The organism is Pseudomonas veronii (genome assembly GCF_002028325.1).
Taxonomy (GTDB): domain Bacteria; phylum Pseudomonadota; class Gammaproteobacteria; order Pseudomonadales; family Pseudomonadaceae; genus Aquipseudomonas; species Aquipseudomonas veronii.
Window position 1 is genome coordinate 5,506,834 of record NZ_CP018420.1, and the last position, 19,834, is coordinate 5,526,667.

The following is a 19,834-nucleotide window of genomic DNA, read 5'->3' on the forward strand; positions in this document are numbered from 1 at the left end:
CCAGAGTGAGAACCAACCTGGAGTGCCTGATCCGTCGCCTGATTGCCCCGGCCGAGTCTCTGGACGCACAAGCCCCGGCAGACCTCAAAGGCCGCGTTTGGTTATATCGCATTTGTGCGGCAAGACTGTCGGTCGAGTTTCGTCGTTGAATCCAAACACGTTAACTAAAGCGACAAGTAAGCCCGCCTGTTTAGAAGATATTCAACGGGTACTCAGTAATCAGACGCGTCTGCACCAAATGCCCCCCGGTAGAAGCATCGCCATCGTGCCAGGCCTCCCGCAGGTGAACAGTCAGTTTCTTGGCCGGGCCACTCTGTACGACGTATTTCACTTCGGCGTCGGTTTCGTGTTCCTGGTCGTTGGCGCCATAGGCCCCGGCGTAGGCCGAGTTACTGGCAGTATGCGTACCGTCGATGCCAGAACCGCGAATATGACGAGCCATGAAGCTCAGGCCTGGGACGCCAAAGGAACTCATGTCCAAGTCATAGCGCATCTGCCAGGACTTCTCGCCCGGGCCGTTGAAGTCGGAGTACTGCACCGAATCAGCGAGGTTGATCGAGTTACCGTAGCGGCCGGCACCGACACCGGCGTTGGTCTCCCCAAAGCCGACATAGTCGAACGGCTCGTCACCATGGATCTTCTGTCCGGCCAGGGTGAAGGTGTGCGCGCCCAGGGTGTAGGCAGCCGCCAGCGAGGCTGCAGTGGTGTCGATGGTACCGGCCTTGGCGCTGCCGTCGTCCAGTGTGCGATAGAGGTTGAAATCCAGTGCGACGGATTGGTCAACGGCCAATGGATGAACAAGGTTCAAGTTGACGTAGTACTGGTTCCAAACGTCTTCCAGGCGCGCTCCGTACAGCGACGCGGTGAATTCCTTACTGAACTGGTACTTGCCACCCGCGAAGCTGGCCGACGCCGCTTCCACACCCGCATAGCTGGCGAGAATGTCGCCGCTGCGCGACGTGGTGGTGTTACCGGTACCGGCGGTGTAATGACCGGCCTCCAGGTTCAGGCCCGTGATTTCATGACTGTCGATCTGGAAGCCTGATGCGGTCTGTGGCATCAGGTAGTTATCAGCGGTGGCAAACACCGGCGACGTGGGCTGCAAGTCGCCGACCTTGAGCGTGGTATTGGAAACACGGAACTTGACGTCACCGCCGGCCTTCGCGAGGCCGTGATCCGGATGGCCATTGGCATCGGATGGAATGTTCGGGCCTCCGGCACGGTCGGTGCCCCCGTCGATGCGCAACGCCAGGTCGGCAAACGCATCAATGCCGACGCCGACGGTGCCTTGGGTGAAGCCCGAGCTGAAGGTCGCCATCAGCGCTTGACTCCAGTCACGGGTGTGGGTGCCGCTGCCGTTCTGGTTCCAGAACATGTTGCGATTCAGAATATTTAAACTGCTGTCCGCGACAAACCCCTTGGAATCGGACTGATCGCTGGCATAGCTCATGGCCGGCAAGGCAAATGCCAGCGCCACGGCCAAGGTATTGAGTTGAAGTGCCGATTGGTGTTTTTTCATTATTTTTGCTCCAGTGCACGATGTCGTGTTGGAGCATTAAGGCGATAGCCCAGACGATCAACAAATGAAACCAGATGAATATTCTGATATTAAACTTGGCGGCTAAACAAGCCAGCTTGTTACTCGAGAGCGGCTGCTTTTGCCCAACGCTGTTGGAAAAGTGGCTCTTCTGCCGCCCTATAACGAGCTGCCCGTTGCAGCCGGAGAGGCGAGAGAGCGTCTTATTGAGGTTTACAAAGCACAGCCAGTCTGTAGTGTCTTCTCTTGAGCGGCCACACTTCCATTGCCCTTGGCATCAGGGGATGATCCGGAAGGCAGTGCCACTGGCGCCTGGAGGCATCCCTCCAAACCGAAGCGGGTCATTATGGCCGACGCGTCGTCTGTCGAGCGCCCAAAGTCGGGGACTATCATGGAATGAAAGTTGTGCATATCGACCTGATTCCATTCATCCGGCCCATAAAAACCCAACAATAGTTAGATTAGGTAAGTATCTGATTTATGGATAATACAACCAATGTAACAATGAATAAGGCTCCGGAAATCATCAGCGAATTTCCAACACCCACTGCCCTGACCACCGAAACCCTGCAACACGCCAGCCGCCAAGCCCAGGCGTTGCGTGTTGAGCTGCGCAAGGCGGTGATTGGCCAGGACCAAGTGATCGACGACGTCCTCACCGCCTTGATCGCCGGCGGCCACGTGCTGCTTGAAGGCGTACCCGGCCTGGGCAAGACCTTGTTGGTTCGGGCCCTGGCCCGTTGCTTCGGCGGCGACTTCGCGCGCATCCAGTTCACGCCGGACCTGATGCCCAGCGATGTCACCGGGCACGCCGTGTACGACCTGCACACCGAGCAGTTCAAGCTGCGCAAGGGGCCGTTGTTTACCCACCTGTTGCTGGCCGACGAGATCAACCGCGCGCCGGCCAAGACCCAGGCCGCCTTGCTCGAGGCCATGCAGGAGCGCCAAGTGACCCTTGAGGGCGAAGCGCTGCCCATCGGCCAACCGTTCATGGTGCTGGCCACCCAGAACCCCATCGAGCAGGAAGGCACCTACCCGCTGCCCGAGGCCGAACTGGACCGTTTCATGCTCAAGGTGCGGATGGACTACCCCGACTCCCAACAAGAGCTGGAGATGGTGCGCGAAGTCACGCGCTCATCCCGGGCCGACATGCTCGACGTACAACCCCTGCGCACCGTGCTGCAAGCCGAGGACGTGTTGCAACTGCAACAGATCGCCAGCGAACTGGCGCTGGATGAGCAAGTGCTCGACTACGCCGTGCGCCTGGCACGGGCCACCCGCAGTTGGCCGGGGCTGACCATCGGTGCCGGCCCACGCGCATCCATTGCCCTGGTGCGCGGCGCCCGTGCCCGCGCCTTGCTGCGCGGGGGCGAGTTCGTCACCCCGGACGACATCAAGGGCTGCGCCCTGGCGGTGCTGCGTCATCGCGTTCGCATCGCCCCCGAGCTGGATATCGACGGACTGGAAGTGGACCAGGTCCTCCAGCAACTGCTGGACCAGATTTCGGCACCTCGGCAATGACCCATCCATGAAGCCGACCCGTCTGCTGTTGATCTGGCTCGGCGTGCTGCTGGGCCTGAATATATTGCTGGGCGCCGCACAGGCGTTGCAGCTCCCGGTGCCCGACAGCCTGCATTCGGTGGCCTGGGGTCTGCTGCTGGCGCTGTTGTTGCTGGCGCTATTGGACGCGATGCGCCTGCGCCGTCGTCCGTCCGCGCGAGTACAACGGCAGATGCCCGGCAGCCTGGCATTGGGGCGCTGGGGCGAAGTACGCCTGACGCTTGAACACGATTACCCACAACCGCTGACGGTGCAGGTGTTCGATCACGTCCCCGACGGCCTGAGCCTGGAACACATGCCGCAGTCGATCGAACTGCGCCCCGGCGAACGCAGCGAACTGGGCTATCGGCTGCGCCCCCTGCGGCGTGGGCACTTCAGTTTCAGTCGCTGCGAGCTGCACCTGCCCAGCCCCTTGGGGTTGTGGTCCGCGCGGCGCTTTATTGAGGTCAGCGATGCCACCCGGGTCTATCCGGATTTCGCCCGTCTGTATGGCGCGCAGCTCTTGGGTGTGGATAACTGGCTGAGCCAGTTGGGCGTGCGTCAACGCCAGCGCCGGGGGTTGGGGCTGGAGTTTCATCAACTGCGCGAGTTTCGCGAGGGCGACAGCCTGCGGCAGATCGACTGGAAAGCCACCGCACGCCAACGCACGCCGATCGCCCGGGAATACCAGGACGAACGCGACCAGCAGATCGTGTTCATGCTCGATTGTGGTCGGCGCATGCGCAGCCAGGACGCAGAGCTGTCCCACTTCGATCACGCGCTCAATGCCTGCCTGCTGCTCAGTTATGTCGCCTTGCGCCAGGGCGATGCCGTCGGCCTATGCACCTTTGCCTGCGACCAGCCGCGCTACCTGGCGCCCGTCAAGGGCACCGGGCAGTTGAATCTGTTGCTCAACACCGTCTACGACCTCGACACCACGCGACGCGCGGCCGACTACGAAGCCGCGGCCAACCAGTTGCTGGCTCGGCAGAAACGCCGGGCGCTGGTGATCGTGGTGAGTAACCTGCGAGATGAGGACGATGAGGCGCTGCTGACCGCGGTCAAACGCATCAGCCGGCAACACCGGGTACTGGTCGCCAGCCTGCGCGAAGAAGTACTCGACCAACTGCGCCTTTCGCCGGTGCAAACCCTGCCCGAAGCGCTGGCCTATAGCGGCACCGTCGACTACCTCAATCAACGCGACGAACTGCATGACCGCCTGAACGCCCATGGGTTGTCGGTACTGGATACGCGCCCCTCGGAGTTGGGCGCCGCTCTGGTGACACGTTACCTGGGCTGGAAAAAAGCCGGCGTTCTGTGAAAACAGCGCACCCCCCGGCTTGGGTCGCCACACCCAAGCCGGGGCGACTGCACGCTATGTCTAAGCGGACGCCTGTAAGGGGTCAAAGCTGAAATACTGCAGCAAGGCATTGATCAGTTGGCCGTATTCGGCAGGCGCCTCAGCCACGCTGAAACCCGAGTCGTAATGCTGGGGATTGATGTCCTCGTGACTCCATAAACAGGTCGCCGTGAAATCAACGGCCTGGAAATCACCGTCGACCGTGGGAATCTTCAAGCGCAGCTCGAACGCCACGTCGACCATCATCGGCAATTGACTGATCAACATCAGTCCTTCTGCGGATACGTTACCCAAGTAACCAATGGGCTTATCCGTAAGCCGGTTGAACACTTGCAGGAAACAAGACAATTGATGCCGCTCAATTCGTCGGTCGGTAAACATGATGATATCGCCATCCATTGGCCATAACTCTGGCCACGCCAGTGATTCGGAACGGGCTAAACACCCCGCTCTCCCTGGAGATCAGTGCGACAACAGCTAGCGCTTTGCCACTCTACAGCCTGCCAATCCCAAGTGTTCTATCCGTTTGGACACAAACTTGTACAAACGGACATTCAAAGAATAGCCTAAGACTGGCAACGGGCCAGCTACGCAACGACAAATACCATCACAACGACGCCGGACGTGGCTGCGCAACGCTCGCGCCGGAGTAGTGCCCCAGTTGTTGCAGGGTGTCGAGACGCGCACGGGCCCGGTAGGCGTACTCGCTGGACGGGTACTGGTTGATGATGAACTGATAGGTTTGCACCGCGTCGACGAACAACTTCTGTCGCTCCAGGCACTGCCCGCGCAACATCGAGACCTCCGGCTGCACATAGCGCCGGGTGCGACTTTCCCGGTCGACCTGGGACAATTCCAGGGTCACGCGCTCGCAGTCACCAACCCCATACGCACGGTAGGCGTTGTTCAAATGGTGGTCCATCGACCAGCGGGTACAGCCGACAACACTGACGGCCAGGGCAGCAATGAGCAAAATTCGCATGAGGGTTCTCCTGTCTTGTGCAGTGTATCGACCCCTCGTCAAAAATCTTCAAGGTTGTTCAGCTATTCAACCGGAGCGAAAAGCGAATCGCCGATAAGTAGTGCAAACGAACAATGACTACAACCAAAGAGCATAGTAGCCTTCCTCAGCGCTTGAACTCAGGAGTCTGTGCATGTCCGTCCGTCGTACCAAAATCGTCGCCACCCTTGGCCCGGCCAGTAACTCGCCGGAAGTCCTCGAACAGCTGATTCTGGCTGGTTTGGACGTTGCCCGTCTGAACTTCTCCCACGGCACCCCGGACGAGCACAAGGCTCGCGCCAAGCTGGTGCGTGACCTGGCCGCCAAACACGGTCGCTTCGTCGCATTGCTGGGTGACCTGCAAGGCCCGAAAATCCGCATCGCCAGATTCACCGACAAACGGATCGAGCTGAAGATCGGTGACACGTTCACCTTCTCCACCAGCCACCCGCTGACCGACGGCAACCAGCACGTCGTGGGTATCGACTACCCGGACCTGGTCAAGGATTGCGGCGTCGGCGACGAACTGCTGCTGGACGACGGCCGCGTGGTCATGCGAGTCGACACCGCCAGCGTCACCGAGCTGAACTGCACCGTGATCATCGGCGGCCCGCTGTCGGATCACAAAGGTATCAACCGTCGCGGTGGTGGCCTGACGGCGCCGGCCCTGACTGAAAAAGACAAGGCCGACATCAAGCTCGCCGCCGAAATGGAAGTGGACTACCTCGCGGTGTCCTTCCCACGCGACGCTGCCGACATGGAATACGCGCGCAAACTGCGCGACGAAGCCGGTGGTACTGCCTGGCTGGTGGCGAAGATCGAACGCGCCGAAGCCGTGGCCGATGACGAAACCCTCGACGGCCTGATCAAAGCGTCCGACGCGGTGATGGTTGCCCGTGGCGACCTGGGCGTGGAAATCGGTGATGCCGAGCTGATCGGTATCCAGAAAAAAATCATCCTGCACGCACGCCGCCACAATAAAGCAGTGATCGTGGCGACCCAGATGATGGAGTCGATGATCCAGAACCCGATGCCGACCCGCGCCGAAGTGTCCGACGTGGCCAACGCCGTGCTCGACTACACCGACGCCGTGATGCTCTCGGCTGAAAGTGCCGCTGGCCCGTACCCGCTGGAAGCCGTCCAGGCCATGGCGCGTATCTGCATCGGTGCCGAAAAGCACCCGACCAGCAAGACCTCCAGCCACCGCATCGGCAAAGTGTTCGAAAGCTGCGACCAGAGCATCGCCCTGGCCGCCATGTACACCGCCAACCACTTCCCTGGCGTCAAAGCGATCATCGCCCTGACCGAAAGTGGCTACACGCCGTTGATCATGTCGCGTATCCGTTCCTCGGTACCGATCTACGCGTTCTCCCCGCACCGCGAAACCCAGGCCCGCGCGGCGTTGTTCCGTGGTGTCTACACCGTACCGTTCGACCCGGCGTCGTTGCCGCCTGAGCAAGTCAGCCAGGCTGCCATCGACGAACTGCTCAAGCGTGGCGTGGTGGAGAAAGGCGACTGGGTCATCCTGACCAAGGGCGACAGCTACCACACCATCGGCGGCACCAACGGCATGAAGATCCTGCACGTTGGCGACCCAATGGTCTGAGTGATCTGCTGAAAAAACAAAGCCCCGCCCTGTGAATGGCGGGGCTTTTTGCTTTGCGGCTCACAGTGATGGGCTTGCCTGTGGAAACGCCATCAGCACCCGCTGATCGACCTGGACAGGAACACATCAGCCAACAGTTGATTGCGCGGCAGCCCTGCCAGGAACAGGCGCTTGGAGAACGCCTCGACGCTGGCCGGATGCCCACAGAGCAAGGCCAGTGTTTGCCGGGAAACCAGCCGCAGTTGCGCCAAGGCCGGGGTCAACTGCGCCGCCGTCCACAGCTCCACCGTCAGGTTCGGATGGCGCTCGGCCAGCGCTGCCAGGGGCTCGGCCAAGTAGTGACCGCTGGCATCGTGGGCCAGGTGAATCAAGCGGATCGCGCCTTGGTGGTCCTGGCGCAACGCCTCACGCAACACGCCCCACAACGGGCCCAGGCCGGTGCCGGACGCCAACAGCCACAGTGGCCGGGTTTGCCAGTCGGGGTCGTACTGCAAAGCGCCACCGCGCAGTTCGCCCAGGCGCAGACGGTCACCGACGCGCAACTGTCGAGCGGCATCGCTGAACGCGCCGGGCTGACGGCAGTCGAGATGAAACTCCAGGAACGGATCTTCCTCGGGCAGGCTGGCCAAGGAATACGGGCGCGCCACCGGCCCCGCCCACAACACCAGATGCTGCCCGGCCCGGTAGCGCAGGCCGCGCTCCGGTTGCAGACGCAGGCGCAGCACATGCGTGCTCAACCACTCCACGCCGACCACCGCGGCCGGCACGCCGTCACGGCTCGGGTCAAACGCTTCGACGTGCAGGTCCGCCACCACCCGGCACTGGCAGGCCAGGCGCCAGCCGTTCTCGCGTTGCGCCGGGCTGAGGGCGTCGGGCTGCTGATCCTCGACCTCGCCCCGGCAACGCACCAGGCACGCATGGCAACTGCCGGCGCGGCAACTGTAGGGCACGGCAACGCCGGCCTGGTTCAGGGCATCCAACAGGTTGCTGCCGGTGGAGACCGACCAGTGGCGTTCGCCGACGTACAGTTCAGGCATACAAAGTCTCAGATCAAAAAAGCCTACACAGGGAATCACGCCCGGCAGAGTTTGACCATAGTCGGGTGTATCGGCCACCGTGCCGGGTTATACTGCCGCGCCTTTTTAGCGTCGCGCCAGCATCACTCGGCGTGCCTTGGAAAGGTGGTTTCAGCCGACCGATACACCCCACTGAAGCCACCTTTATTGAATGTTCCCTTATAGAGGAGCGCGACTCATGACCGTGATCAAGCAAGACGACCTGATTCAGAGCGTTGCCGACGCCCTGCAATTCATTTCCTACTACCACCCCGTTGACTTCATCCAGGCAATGCACGAAGCCTACCTGCGCGAAGAATCGCCGGCAGCCCGTGACTCCATCGCCCAGATCCTGATCAACTCGCGCATGTGTGCCACCGGCCACCGCCCGATCTGCCAGGACACCGGTATCGTCACCGTGTTCGTGCGCGTAGGCATGGACGTGCGCTGGGACGGCGCCACCATGGGCCTGGACGACATGATCAACGAAGGCGTGCGTCGCGCCTACAACCTGCCGGAAAACGTCCTGCGTGCTTCGATCCTCGCCGACCCGGCGGGCGCGCGTAAAAACACCAAGGACAACACCCCGGCGGTGATCCACTACTCCATCGTCCCGGGTAACACCGTGGAAGTGGACGTGGCCGCCAAGGGCGGTGGTTCCGAGAACAAGTCGAAAATGGCCATGCTCAACCCGTCCGACTCGATCGTCGACTGGGTGCTCAAGACCGTTCCGACCATGGGCGCCGGCTGGTGCCCACCGGGCATGCTCGGCATCGGCATCGGCGGCACCGCCGAGAAAGCCGCCGTGATGGCCAAGGAAGTGTTGATGGAATCCATCGACATCCACGAGCTGAAAAAGCGTGGCCCTTCCAACCGTATCGAAGAGATGCGCCTGGAGCTGTTCGAGAAGGTCAACCAACTGGGCATCGGCGCCCAGGGCCTGGGTGGCCTGACCACCGTGCTCGACGTGAAGATCATGGATTACCCGACCCACGCCGCCTCCCTGCCGGTGTGCATGATCCCCAACTGCGCCGCCACCCGTCACGCGCACTTCGTGCTCGACGGTTCGGGCCCGGCATCGCTGGAAGCGCCACCACTGGACGCCTACCCGGAAATCGTCTGGGAAGCCGGCCCGTCGGCCCGTCGCGTCAACCTCGACACGCTGACCCCGGAAGACGTGCAGAGCTGGAAGCCGGGCGAAACCGTGTTGCTCAACGGCAAGATGCTGACCGGTCGCGACGCGGCGCACAAGCGCATGGTCGAGATGCTGAACAGGGGCGAAACCCTGCCGGTGGACCTCAAGGGTCGCTTCATCTACTACGTCGGCCCGGTTGATCCGGTGCGCGACGAAGTGGTTGGCCCTGCCGGCCCGACCACCGCGACGCGGATGGACAAGTTCACCCGTCAGATCCTCGAACAGACCGGCCTGCTGGGCATGATCGGCAAATCCGAGCGCGGCCCGACCGCCATCGAAGCGATCAAGGACTACAAGGCCGTGTACCTGATGGCCGTAGGCGGTGCTGCTTACCTGGTGGCGCAAGCCATCAAGAAGTCGCGCGTGGTGGCTTTCGCCGAACTGGGCATGGAAGCGATCTACGAGTTCGAAGTGAAAGACATGCCGGTCACCGTTGCGGTGGACAGCAAAGGCGAATCCGTCCACATCACCGGTCCTGCCATCTGGCAGAAAAAGATCAGTGAAAGCCTGGCGGTAGAAGTGCAGTAAGCGCTTCTTCGCACCGATAAAGGCGACTGCGGCTACACAGCCCAGTCGCCTTTTTTATTGCGCATGCTATGGTGCTCCCCCCTAATTGCAGCTGTTCATCTCCGTATGATCGCGATCCCTCGCCCCCTGCGCCTGACCTTCTACTCCCTGTTGATCATCGCCGGTGCGGTGCTGGCCGCTGCCTTGGCCACCCGCCACGCTGAACGCCAGGCCCTGGTGGACGATGCCGCCCGTGCCAATCAGCAATTAGCGCTGTATGCCAACTCGCTGCACACCCTGATCGAACGCTACCGCGCCCTGCCCGCCGTGCTGGCACTGGATTCGGAAATGATCAGCGCGTTGAAAGGCCCGCTGGATGCCGCGACCCAGGACCTGCTCAACCGTAAACTGGAACGTATCAACGGCGCCGCGCAGTCCTCCACATTGGAACTGATGGACCGCACCGGCCTGGCCGTGGCCGCGAGCAACTGGAAGCTGCCGAGCAGTTACGTCGGGAACAATTATGCGTTCCGGCCATATTTCAGGCAGACCCTGAGCCAGGGCACCGGGCGCTTTTATGCGGTCGGGGTGACCACCGGCGTGCCGGGGTATTTCCTATCCAGCGCGGTGCTCGATGAACACGAACAGTTCCTCGGCGCGATGGTGGTCAAACTGGAGTTCCCCGAACTCGAGCGCGAATGGGCCCAGGGCAACGACCTGCTGCTGGTCAGCGATGCGCGCGGCATTGTGTTTATTGCCAACCAGCCGGGCTGGCGTTATCGCAACCTGCGCCCGCTGTCGGCCAGCGACCTCGCCGAACTCACGGCCACCCGCCAGTACGACAAGAAACAGCTGCAATCGCTGGAGACCCAGACCCTGCAGCGTTTCGACGAAAACAGCCACCTGATGCGCGTCAACGGCCCCGACGGCAACGCCCGGTACCTCTGGGAATCCCTGCCGCTGAAGGGCGAAGGCTGGACCTTGCACCTGCTGCGCAAACCCCAGTTCGCCTTCGAAGACCAACGCAACGCCGGCCTCGCCGCCGCCGGTTCGTGGCTGGCGCTGGTGTTCCTGGTGCTGTTCCTGACCCAGCGCTGGCGCCTGGCCCGCATGCGCCAGCGCAGCCGCGAAGAGCTCGAACAGCTTGTCGAGGAGCGCACCCAGGCCCTGCGCACGGCCCAGGATGGTTTGGTGCAATCGGCCAAGCTGGCGGCGCTGGGGCAGATGTCTGCCGCCCTCGCCCATGAAATCAACCAGCCGCTGACCGCACAGCGCATGCAATTGGCGACCCTGCGCCTGCTGCTCGACCATGGCCGCGTGGAAGATGCCTACAAGGCGCTCACACCACTGGACGACATGCTCACCCGCATGGCCGCGCTGACCGGCCACCTCAAGACCTTCGCCCGCAAAAGCCCCAGCGGCCTGCGCGAGCGCCTGGACTTGGCCAGTGTGGTCGACCAGGCCCTGCAACTGCTCGACGCACGCCTGCGCGATGAAGGCATCGGCACCGTGCTGGACCTGACCCGCCCCGCCTGGGTCCGGGGCGACGCGATCCGCCTGGAACAGGTACTGATCAACCTGTTGCGCAATGCCCTCGACGCCATGGCCAACAAGCCGCGCAAACGCCTGGAAATCCGCCTGCACGCCGATGAGCAACTGTGGCAACTGACCGTCAGCGACAGCGGCGGCGGCATCGCCGAAGAACACCTGAACAGCGTGTTCGACCCGTTCTTCACCACCAAGCCCGTGGGTGATGGACTCGGCTTGGGGCTGGCGGTGTCCTACGCTATCGTGCATGAACTGGGTGGACGCCTGTGCGTCGCTAACCGTGGCGACGGCGCGGTGTTTACCCTGACCCTGCCTATCGCGCTGGAGACGCCGGAGCTATGTTGAATGCGGTGATTGTGGTCGATGACGAAGCCAGCATTCGCACAGCCGTTGAGCAATGGTTGAGCCTGTCGGGATTTGACGTGCAATTGTTCAGTCGCGCCGAGGCCTGCCTGGTGCAACTGCCCAAGGACTTTCCCGGGGTGGTGTTGAGCGACGTGCGTATGCCCGGCCTCAGCGGCCTGGAACTGCTGGCCGAAGTGCGGCGGCGCGACGCCGACTTACCGGTGATCCTGCTGACCGGCCATGGCGATGTGCCGATGGCCGTCGAGGCCATGCGCGACGGGGCCTACGACTTCCTGGAAAAACCCTTCAGCCCCGAAGCCCTGCTCAACAGCCTGCGTCGCGCCCTCGATAAACGTGGGCTGATCCTGGAAAACCGCCGCCTGCATCAACAAGCCGATCATCGGACACAACTGGAAAACAGCCTGCTGGGCGTGTCCCGCAGCATGCAGAACCTGCGCCGCCAGGTGCTCGACCTGGCGACGTTGCCGGTCAATGTACTGATCCGCGGCGAGACCGGCAGCGGCAAGGAACTGGTCGCCCGCTGCCTGCACGACTTCGGCCCACGGGCGAAGAAAGCCTTTGTCGCGCTCAATTGCGCGGCAATCCCCGAGCAGCTGTTTGAAGCCGAGCTGTTCGGCCACGAGAGCGGCGCGTTTACCGGCGCTCAGGGCAAGCGTATCGGCAAGCTGGAATACGCCCACGGCGGCACGCTGTTTCTGGATGAAATCGAAAGCATGCCCCTGGCCCAGCAAGTCAAATTGCTGCGGGTGTTGCAGGAGCAGAAGTTGGAGCGCCTGGGCTCCAATCAGAGCATCCACGTCGATCTGCGCATCATCGCTGCGACCAAACCGGACCTGTTGGAAGAAGCCCGCGCCGGACGTTTTCGCGAAGACCTGGCCTATCGGCTGAACGTCGCACAACTGCGCCTGCCGCCCCTGCGCGAGCGCCGTGAAGATATACCGCTGCTGTTCGATCACTTTGCGCAAAGCGCCGCCGAACGCCTGGGCCGCACCGTTGAACCGCTGAGTGGCGCGCAACTGGGGCGCCTGCTCAGCCATGACTGGCCGGGCAACGTGCGCGAACTGGCCAACGTCGCCGAACGCCAGGTGCTGGGGCTGGGCGAACCGGAGCCCGAAGGCATCGAGGCCGGGCAATCATTGGCGGCGCAACAGGAAGCCTTCGAGGCCCACTGCCTGAAAGCCGCACTGACCCGACACAAAGGCGATATCAAGGCGGTACTGGCCGAGCTGCAACTGCCCCGGCGCACCTTCAACGAGAAAATGCAGCGGCATGGGTTGGTGCGCGAGATGTTTCTCTAGGGCGTTCTTTGTGGTGTTTTCAAAGACGCCATCGCGGGCACGCCATAAGCGGATTTCCGCTCACCCACCCCAGAACCATCGGCGGCTTTCCGCTCAAAAAAAGCTGCAAACCCTTCTAGATCGGGCCTTCCCCCACCTGGCACAGCTCCTGCTATAGCCCCAGTCAGGCTGTGCTCAGGCACGCTCCATAAAAACAACTATCTGAAGGTTCCTTCAATGGATAACTCCAATACTTTGCCTCTGGGGTCGGCGGCTGCGCCGGCGAAAGAACGCACCACCACCAGCCGCATCAAATCGATCTTCAGCGGATCGGTCGGCAACATGGTCGAGTGGTACGACTGGTACGTCTACGCGGCGTTCTCGCTGTACTTCGCCAAAGCCTTCTTCCCGAAAGGCGACACCACCGCCCAACTGCTCAACACCGCTGCGATCTTCGCCGTGGGCTTCCTGATGCGCCCGATCGGCGGCTGGCTGATGGGCCTGTATGCCGACCGCGCCGGTCGCAAGGCCGCGTTGATGGCCTCGGTGCTGCTGATGTGTTTCGGCTCGCTGATCATCGCCCTGAGCCCGGGTTATGAAACCATCGGCGTCGGCGCACCGATCCTGCTGGTGTTCGCCCGTCTGCTGCAAGGCTTGTCGGTGGGTGGCGAATACGGCACCTCGGCCACTTACCTGAGTGAAATGGCGACCAAGGAGCGTCGCGGTTTCTTCTCCAGCTTCCAGTACGTGACCCTGATCTCCGGCCAGCTCATAGCCCTGGCGGTGCTGATCGTGCTGCAACAAGTGCTCACCACCGAGCAACTGTACGATTGGGGCTGGCGTATCCCGTTCGCCATCGGCGCCCTGTGTGCAGTGGTCGCGCTGTACCTGCGTCGCGGCATGGAAGAAACCGAGTCGTTCACCAAGAAGGAAAAAGCCAAGGAAAGCACAATGCGTACCTTGATGCGCCACCCCAAGGAACTGATGACCGTGGTCGGCCTGACCATGGGCGGCACCTTGGCCTTCTACACCTACACCACCTACATGCAGAAGTACCTGGTGAACACCGTCGGCATGAGCATTTCCGACTCCACCACCATCTCGGCGGCGACGCTGTTTCTGTTCATGTGCCTGCAACCCCTGGTCGGCGCGCTGTCGGACAAAGTCGGCCGCCGTCCGATCCTGATCGCCTTCGGCATCCTCGGCACGCTGTTCACCGTGCCGATCCTGACCACCTTGCACACCATCCAGACCTGGTGGGGCGCGTTTTTCCTGATCATGGCGGCGCTGATCATCGTCAGCGGCTACACCTCGATCAACGCGGTGGTGAAGGCTGAGCTGTTCCCCACCGAAATCCGCGCGCTGGGCGTGGGCCTGCCGTATGCGCTGACCGTATCGATCTTCGGCGGCACCGCTGAATACATCGCGCTGTGGTTCAAGAGCATCGGCATGGAAACCGGCTACTACTGGTACGTGACCGCATGTATCGCGGTGTCGTTGGTGGTCTACGTGACCATGAAAGACACCCGCAAGCACTCGCGGATCACCACGAACTAACCGCCGAACGCAGTCACGAATGTGGGAGGGGGCTTGCTCCCGATCGCGGTGTATCAGTCAACTTGTCTCAAGCTGACCCACCGCCATCGGGAGCAAGCCCCCTCTCACATGTGGAATCAGGACAACTCTGGGCCGACTTATAGGGGGGGGGTCGACCGCGCGCGCAGACTGAACGGGACGCAGTGAAAAATAGGTGGGCGCTGAATGAAAATTCCATAGGGTCGATGGAAATTCGCCGCCATGGCTTGCACTATGACGGCCTCCCAGAAAAGCGCAGCAGGAACCCCAGCCATGTCTGACGACAGCTACTACTACGAACCCGCCAAGGGCCACGGCCTGCCCCATGACCCGTTCAACGCCATCGTCGGCCCGCGACCGATCGGTTGGATTTCGTCCCACGACAGTGAGGGCCACCTGAACCTGGCGCCCTACAGTTTCTTCAATGCGTTCAACTACATTCCGCCGATCATTGGGTTTTCCAGTGTCGGGCGCAAAGACAGCCTGAACAACATCGAACAGACCGGCGAGTTTGTGTGGAACCTGGCCACCCGTCCGTTGGCCGAGCAGATGAACCAGAGCTGTGCCGCCGTGCCGCCGCAGGTGAATGAGTTCGAGTTGTCCGGCCTGACGCCGGTGGCCTCGAAGATCGTCGGCGTGCCGCGAGTGGGCGAGAGCCCGGTGGCGTTCGAGTGCAAGGTCACGCAGATCATTCAGCTGCAGCGCGCCGACCATGTGCTGGTACCCAGCTGGCTGGTGCTGGGCGAGGTGGTCGCGGTGCATATTGCCAAGTGGCTGCTCAAGGATGGGATCTACGACACCGCCGCCGCCGAGCCGATCCTGCGTGGCGGCGGCCCGGCGGATTACTTCCAACTGGGCCCCGAGGCGCTGTTCAGAATGTATCGCCCAGGCGCCACCCAAGCCTGACTGCAATGCAATAAAAATGTGGGAGGGGGCTTGCCCCCGATAGCGGTGTTTCAGCTACAGATAGGCTGACTGACACACCTCCATCGGGGGCAAGCCCCCTCCCACATTAGATCAGCGGCGTGCGTTAGTTTGTGGCAGTCGCCCAGGTCAACTGACCTTCTGCGTCGACGTCGGTCAACAACTCAAGGTGCAGCGTCGCCGCATCATCGGCATCGGATGCCGTCTTGAACTTCTGTCCATCCAGGATCTTGTGAAACTGCGGTGCGCCCATGCCATCGAGTGCCTTGACGGCGACGGCGGCGCTGTAGCCCCCTTCGCCCGGTACTACGGCGGAAACGGCTTCGTGGTGGGCAAATTGTTTACGTGCCATGTTGCAGGTCCTGGCCAATGGAAAGTCGGCCATTCTAAACCCTAACCGGCGAGTTGCAGGTACTCGCCGTAAGCACTGGCGGCGGATGCATCGGTGAAGGTCTGGAAGTCCATGCTGCGCACGACTGCGTCGTTCAACAGCTCGGTGAAGATCATCAGGGCTGGCGAGTTGAAGTAGGCACTCATCGCCTGCTCGCTGCTCCAGAGGCCCGAGACCAGCCAGACATCGGGGTCGACCTGGGAATGCTGCAACGAAAATTGCAGGCAACCCTGAGCCTGACGGCCCGGTTCGATCAAACTGCTCAAACGAGCACCGAGTTCGGTGCTGCAGCCGCTACGGGCGCGGATAAAGGCCATATGGCTCGCGGGAATGGGGGTGGACATGTTCGACTCTCCCGTTGAGAAGTGATGCTCGGCAAGCACTGTGAGGGTGTGTTGCCACAGGATCAAAGATAACGGCGCAGGTCGAGGCGCGGTTAGTCGATTCCTGCCGGCTTATTGCACAATCCTGCGAAAAGCGTAGACAGGACGATTGCCCGCCGGTTTTATTCCACCGGCAAACGCCTTGTTTCAGGGACGTGACAACCGCCGCGCTTGCCTGATTCACGCAGCTTCGCAGGATCAGGCAAGGATTGTGCAGAATCGACATAACACGGTTTGCACCGCCACCGCTAAGCTGAGCCCATCAAAGAAGCCTGCAGAGGACGCCCTATGTCGTCGCCCGAACCTAAGCCCGTGCCCCTCGATGCCGAGATGGAAAAACAGCGCACCGAACTGGCCAGCATCGTGCGTCGGCATACCTGGGAAGACGGCTCCTACGGTACGGCGATCACGTCACTGTTCCTGAACCGCCACAACACCCCACGCGACTTCAGCCCGGTGCTGGTGGAGCCCGCCTTGTGCATCCTGGCCAATGGCCGCAAGGAAGTGCGCCTGGCCGATGAAATCTTCGCCTATGACCCACTCAATTACCTGGTGTTTTCGGTGTCGATGCCCGTGGCCGGGCGGATCATCGATGCCACCGCGCAAGACCCGAACCTGTCGATCCGCATCAACATCGACCCGGCGCAGCTCACCGCCCTGATCGCAGAAGCCGGGCCGATGGGCGTGCCATCGCGCCCGACTGCGCGTGGGATGTACGTCGACCGCCTCGACAACCAACTGCTCGACGCCGTACTGCGCTTGACGCGCTTGCTCGATTCGCCCAAAGACATTGCGATGCTGGCGCCGTTGATCAGCCGTGAAATTCTCTACCGCTTGTTACGTGGGCCGCAGGGCTATCGGCTGTATGAAATTGCCGTAGCCAACAGTCAGAGTCATCGGGTCAGCCAGGCGATCAAATGGCTCAATGGCAACTACGAACAACCGCTGCGCATCGATGACCTGGCCAGGGAAGTGAACCTGAGCGTCTCGACCTTGCACCACCGCTTCAAGGCCATCACCGCGATGAGCCCGCTGCAATACCAGAAGCAGTTGCGCTTGCAGGAGGCGCGGCGGCTGATGCTTGCCGAAGGTCTGGAAGCCTCCGCGGCGGGGTATCGGGTGGGGTATGAAAGCCCGTCGCAGTTCAGCCGCGAATACAGCCGGCTGTTTGGTGCGCCGCCGCTGCGGGATTTGGCCAGGTTGCGTCAGAGCGTGTGATTCACTGCCGATCAGATGTGGGAGGGGTGGTTCGACTTGCTCCCGATGGCAGTGAGTCAGCTAAAGATAAGCTGACTGTTGCACCGCTATCGGGAGCAAGCTCCCTCCCACATTTGATCGGCGGCGCTGCTTAGTCGAGGGTGCGGGGCAGTTGCAAGGTGACCCGCAAACCACCCTCGCGCAAATTCTGCAAACTCACTTCGCCGCCATGGCTGTGCGCTATGTTGCGCGCGATGCCCAGGCCCAGGCCGTAGCCCTGCTGCTGGCCGGCGAGGCGGAAGTGCGGTTCGAAGACTTGCTCCAGGCGCTGTTCCGGCACGCCGGGGCCTTCGTCGTCGACGTGCAGGATGAACTCCGCGCCATCGTCCTCGATATGCAAATGGGCGTTCTGCCCGTACTTCAATGCGTTGTCGATCAGGTTGCCGATGCAGCGCTTGAGCGCCAGCGGCTTGCCCGGGTACGGTGCCAACGCGCGCCCATGCTGGGTCACGCGGCCGTTGCCGTTGGGCGCCAGGTACGGTTCCACCAGGCAGTCGAGCACATGGTTGAGGTCCACCGGCTCGATGTTTTCGTGGATGTCGGTGTCTTTCACGCATTGCAGCGCGCCTTTGACCAGCAACTCCAACTCGTCCAGGTCGCGGCCGAATTTGGTTTGCAGGTTTTCATCTTCAAGCAATTCAACCCGCAGGCGCAGGCGTGTGATCGGTGTGCGCAAGTCGTGGGAAATTGCACTGAACAACTGGCTGCGTTCGGTGAGGTAACGGCTGATGCGTTCACGCATGGCATTGAAGGCGCGCCCGACTTCGACCACTTCACTGCCGCCGCCTTCGGCCACCGGCTCCACGTCGGCGCCCAGCGACATGTCCCGCGCCGCCCGCGCCAGGCGCTTGAGCGGCCGGCTCTGCCAGTGGACCAACAGGCCGATGAACAGCAGCAAAAAGCCGCTGGTCAGCACGATAAACCACACTTGCTGCGACGGCAGGCCTTGTTCTTCGAGGCTGGTGTACGGCTCGGGCAACAGCGAGGCGATGTACAGCCATTCGCCGGGGGCGAGTTGGATCTGGGTGACCAGCACGGGCGGGTTCACCGGTTCCAGGGTCAGCGCGTAATGCGCCCAGGAGCGTGGCAGCTCATCGAGTTTCAACCCGGCATTGAAGATGCGCAGGTCTTCGGCGCTGACGAATTCCACCGAGATATGCACATCGGCGCCCAAGGTCTGGCGCAACACTTCATCGACCGCCTTGAGCACCGCTTGCTTGCGCGGGGTCTGCGGCAAGATCGCCATGTCCAGCGGGCGGTCGTTGAGCGTCACCACAAACCGTGTGCCGCCCATGCTGCGCAATTGGTCGAGGACCAACGGGCGATAAGCCACCGGCAACGAACGGAAATAGCTCACGCTGGCGGTCATCGAATGCGCCAGGCTGCGGGCGCTGGTGACCAGGCCTTCGAGCTGGGTGGCGCGCAATTGCGAGACCCAGATCACGCTGGACAGCGCCTGGGCGAACAGCACCGCGAGCAGCGTCAGCAGGAGCATGCGCCCGAGCAGCGAGCGCGGCACCGGGAAGCGGCGGCGACGTTCGCTCAGGTGTTCAGTGGACACTGCCGGCAACCACGCTGGCTGCCAGTTGATAACCGCTGCCGCGCACAGTGCGGATCAGCCTCGGCGGTTTTTCCGTGTCGCGCAGGCGTTGGCGCAGACGGCTGACGGCCATGTCGACGATCCGGTCGAGCGGCATCAGGTCGCGGCCACGGGTGGCGTTGCCGATGGTGTCGCGGTCGAGGATCTGTTGCGGGTGGTCGAGAAACAGCTTGAGCAGGGCAAAGTCGGCCCCGGAGAGGATCACCTCTTCACCGTCGACGTGAAACAGTCGGTGGCTGATCGTGTCCAGGCGCCATTCATCGAACACCAACACGTCGCCATTGCCGCCGCGCTCCTGGCCGAACTGGCAGCGGCGCAACAGTGCCTTGATCCGCGCCTGCAACTCGCGGGGGCTGAAAGGCTTGCCGATGTAGTCGTCGGCGCCCAGCTCCAGGCCGATCACACGGTCGGCTTCGTCGGAACTGGCGGTGAGCATGATGATCGGCACCTGCGCCTGGCGCGGGTGCTGGCGAATCCAGCGACACAGGCTGAAGCCGTCTTCGTCCGGCAACATCACATCGAGGATGACCAGGTCGCACGGCGCCTCGTCCATCGCCTGACGGAACCCCGCACCGTCCGGCACGCCACGCACCTGGAAACCGGCGCGACTGAGGTAGGTTTGCAGCAATTCGCGGATTTCCTGGTCGTCGTCGACGAGGAGAATCGATTTACTGATTACGCTCACGGGGTCCTCCTTGTTGTTATGGCCATGCT

General features: G+C 62.0%; 17 protein-coding genes. 9 read left to right on the forward strand and 8 right to left on the reverse strand.

From position 1 onward, the window contains the following. Positions 1-190: 190 nt before the first annotated feature. Positions 191-1,519 (reverse strand): OprD family porin, encoded by a 1,329-nt coding sequence (locus PverR02_RS25190; protein ID WP_046382240.1) that lies wholly within the window; start codon positions 1,517-1,519, stop codon positions 191-193. A gap of 498 nt (positions 1,520-2,017) precedes the next feature. Here PverR02_RS25190 and PverR02_RS25195 point away from each other — a divergent pair, with 498 nt between their 5' ends. Next, a complete protein-coding gene (locus PverR02_RS25195) occupies positions 2,018-3,058 on the forward strand; it encodes an AAA family ATPase (RefSeq protein ID WP_186354534.1) in 1,041 nt (346 codons plus the stop codon). 7 nt (positions 3,059-3,065) lie between these two features. Continuing rightward, positions 3,066-4,397 (forward strand): DUF58 domain-containing protein, encoded by a 1,332-nt coding sequence (locus PverR02_RS25200; protein ID WP_057004539.1) that lies wholly within the window; start codon positions 3,066-3,068, stop codon positions 4,395-4,397. Between the two features lie 60 nt (positions 4,398-4,457). On the opposite strand, the gene PverR02_RS25205 is transcribed toward PverR02_RS25200, so the two are convergent. Continuing rightward, positions 4,458-4,817 (reverse strand): PilZ domain-containing protein, encoded by a 360-nt coding sequence (locus tag PverR02_RS25205; protein WP_046385190.1) that lies wholly within the window; start codon positions 4,815-4,817, stop codon positions 4,458-4,460. Positions 4,818-5,043: 226 nt separating this feature from the next. Further along, positions 5,044-5,418, reverse strand: coding sequence for a tetratricopeptide repeat protein (locus tag PverR02_RS25210; protein WP_017139782.1), 375 nt, complete (start codon positions 5,416-5,418; stop codon positions 5,044-5,046). 172 nt (positions 5,419-5,590) lie between these two features. On the opposite strand from PverR02_RS25210, the gene pyk reads away from it, so the two are divergent. Further along, positions 5,591-7,042, forward strand: a complete 1,452-nt coding sequence (pyk, locus tag PverR02_RS25215) for a pyruvate kinase (RefSeq protein WP_079444600.1) — start codon at positions 5,591-5,593, stop codon at positions 7,040-7,042. Between the two features lie 92 nt (positions 7,043-7,134). Here pyk and PverR02_RS25220 read toward each other — a convergent pair whose 3' ends face one another. Then, on the reverse strand, positions 7,135-8,079 hold the full coding sequence (locus PverR02_RS25220) for an iron-sulfur-binding ferredoxin reductase (protein ID WP_079444601.1): 945 nt from the start codon (positions 8,077-8,079) through the stop codon (positions 7,135-7,137). A 217-nt stretch (positions 8,080-8,296) separates the two neighbouring features. Here PverR02_RS25220 and PverR02_RS25225 point away from each other — a divergent pair, with 217 nt between their 5' ends. The 5 genes from PverR02_RS25225 (at position 8,297) to PverR02_RS25245 (ending at position 15,471) form a co-directional block, all read left to right on the forward strand. Then, positions 8,297-9,820, forward strand: coding sequence for a fumarate hydratase (locus PverR02_RS25225; RefSeq protein WP_017846082.1), 1,524 nt, complete (start codon positions 8,297-8,299; stop codon positions 9,818-9,820). A gap of 105 nt (positions 9,821-9,925) precedes the next feature. Beyond that, positions 9,926-11,692, forward strand: a complete 1,767-nt coding sequence (locus PverR02_RS25230; RefSeq protein ID WP_046382236.1) for a sensor histidine kinase — start codon at positions 9,926-9,928, stop codon at positions 11,690-11,692. Beyond that, positions 11,686-13,011, forward strand: coding sequence for a sigma-54-dependent transcriptional regulator (locus tag PverR02_RS25235; RefSeq protein WP_079444602.1), 1,326 nt, complete (start codon positions 11,686-11,688; stop codon positions 13,009-13,011). Before PverR02_RS25230 ends, PverR02_RS25235 begins: the two co-directional genes overlap by 7 nt. Positions 13,012-13,227: 216 nt before the next feature. Continuing rightward, entirely contained in the window at positions 13,228-14,547 is a 1,320-nt protein-coding gene (locus PverR02_RS25240; RefSeq protein WP_079444603.1) for an MFS transporter, read from the forward strand. Between the two features lie 291 nt (positions 14,548-14,838). After that, positions 14,839-15,471 (forward strand): flavin reductase family protein, encoded by a 633-nt coding sequence (locus tag PverR02_RS25245; protein WP_017846086.1) that lies wholly within the window; start codon positions 14,839-14,841, stop codon positions 15,469-15,471. A gap of 124 nt (positions 15,472-15,595) precedes the next feature. Here the strand turns inward: PverR02_RS25245 and PverR02_RS25250 are convergent, their stop codons facing one another. After that, complete coding sequence (locus PverR02_RS25250) at positions 15,596-15,841, reverse strand: hypothetical protein (RefSeq protein WP_017846087.1); 246 nt, start codon at positions 15,839-15,841, stop codon at positions 15,596-15,598. Positions 15,842-15,882: 41 nt separating this feature from the next. Beyond that, positions 15,883-16,224: an antibiotic biosynthesis monooxygenase family protein gene (locus PverR02_RS25255; protein ID WP_046382232.1), complete on the reverse strand. Its 342-nt coding sequence runs from the start codon at positions 16,222-16,224 to the stop codon at positions 15,883-15,885. A 327-nt stretch (positions 16,225-16,551) separates the two neighbouring features. Between PverR02_RS25255 and PverR02_RS25260 the strand changes: the two genes are divergently transcribed. Beyond that, positions 16,552-17,481 (forward strand): AraC family transcriptional regulator, encoded by a 930-nt coding sequence (locus PverR02_RS25260; RefSeq protein ID WP_079444604.1) that lies wholly within the window; start codon positions 16,552-16,554, stop codon positions 17,479-17,481. 130 nt (positions 17,482-17,611) lie between these two features. Here the strand turns inward: PverR02_RS25260 and PverR02_RS25265 are convergent, their stop codons facing one another. Together PverR02_RS25265 and PverR02_RS25270 are read right to left on the reverse strand one after the other, a co-directional pair. Beyond that, positions 17,612-19,039, reverse strand: coding sequence for an ATP-binding protein (locus tag PverR02_RS25265; protein WP_162231530.1), 1,428 nt, complete (start codon positions 19,037-19,039; stop codon positions 17,612-17,614). 31 nt (positions 19,040-19,070) lie between these two features. After that, positions 19,071-19,805: a response regulator gene (locus PverR02_RS25270; RefSeq protein WP_079444605.1), complete on the reverse strand. Its 735-nt coding sequence runs from the start codon at positions 19,803-19,805 to the stop codon at positions 19,071-19,073. Positions 19,806-19,834 lie beyond the last annotated feature (29 nt).

Bases quoted from the DNA above. Each gene is read 5' to 3' on its own strand.
- PverR02_RS25190 (WP_046382240.1), bottom strand. From the start codon at position 1,519: ATGAAAAAACACCAATCGGCACTTCAACTCAATACCTTGGCCGTGGCG.
- PverR02_RS25195 (WP_186354534.1), top strand. From the start codon at position 2,018: ATGGATAATACAACCAATGTAACAATGAATAAGGCTCCGGAAATCATC.
- PverR02_RS25200 (WP_057004539.1), top strand. From the start codon at position 3,066: ATGAAGCCGACCCGTCTGCTGTTGATCTGGCTCGGCGTGCTGCTGGGC.
- PverR02_RS25205 (WP_046385190.1), bottom strand. From the start codon at position 4,817: ATGTTTACCGACCGACGAATTGAGCGGCATCAATTGTCTTGTTTCCTG.
- PverR02_RS25210 (WP_017139782.1), bottom strand. From the start codon at position 5,418: ATGCGAATTTTGCTCATTGCTGCCCTGGCCGTCAGTGTTGTCGGCTGT.
- pyk (WP_079444600.1), top strand. From the start codon at position 5,591: ATGTCCGTCCGTCGTACCAAAATCGTCGCCACCCTTGGCCCGGCCAGT.
- PverR02_RS25220 (WP_079444601.1), bottom strand. From the start codon at position 8,079: ATGCCTGAACTGTACGTCGGCGAACGCCACTGGTCGGTCTCCACCGGC.
- PverR02_RS25225 (WP_017846082.1), top strand. From the start codon at position 8,297: ATGACCGTGATCAAGCAAGACGACCTGATTCAGAGCGTTGCCGACGCC.
- PverR02_RS25230 (WP_046382236.1), top strand. From the start codon at position 9,926: ATGATCGCGATCCCTCGCCCCCTGCGCCTGACCTTCTACTCCCTGTTG.
- PverR02_RS25235 (WP_079444602.1), top strand. From the start codon at position 11,686: ATGTTGAATGCGGTGATTGTGGTCGATGACGAAGCCAGCATTCGCACA.
- PverR02_RS25240 (WP_079444603.1), top strand. From the start codon at position 13,228: ATGGATAACTCCAATACTTTGCCTCTGGGGTCGGCGGCTGCGCCGGCG.
- PverR02_RS25245 (WP_017846086.1), top strand. From the start codon at position 14,839: ATGTCTGACGACAGCTACTACTACGAACCCGCCAAGGGCCACGGCCTG.
- PverR02_RS25250 (WP_017846087.1), bottom strand. From the start codon at position 15,841: ATGGCACGTAAACAATTTGCCCACCACGAAGCCGTTTCCGCCGTAGTA.
- PverR02_RS25255 (WP_046382232.1), bottom strand. From the start codon at position 16,224: ATGTCCACCCCCATTCCCGCGAGCCATATGGCCTTTATCCGCGCCCGT.
- PverR02_RS25260 (WP_079444604.1), top strand. From the start codon at position 16,552: ATGTCGTCGCCCGAACCTAAGCCCGTGCCCCTCGATGCCGAGATGGAA.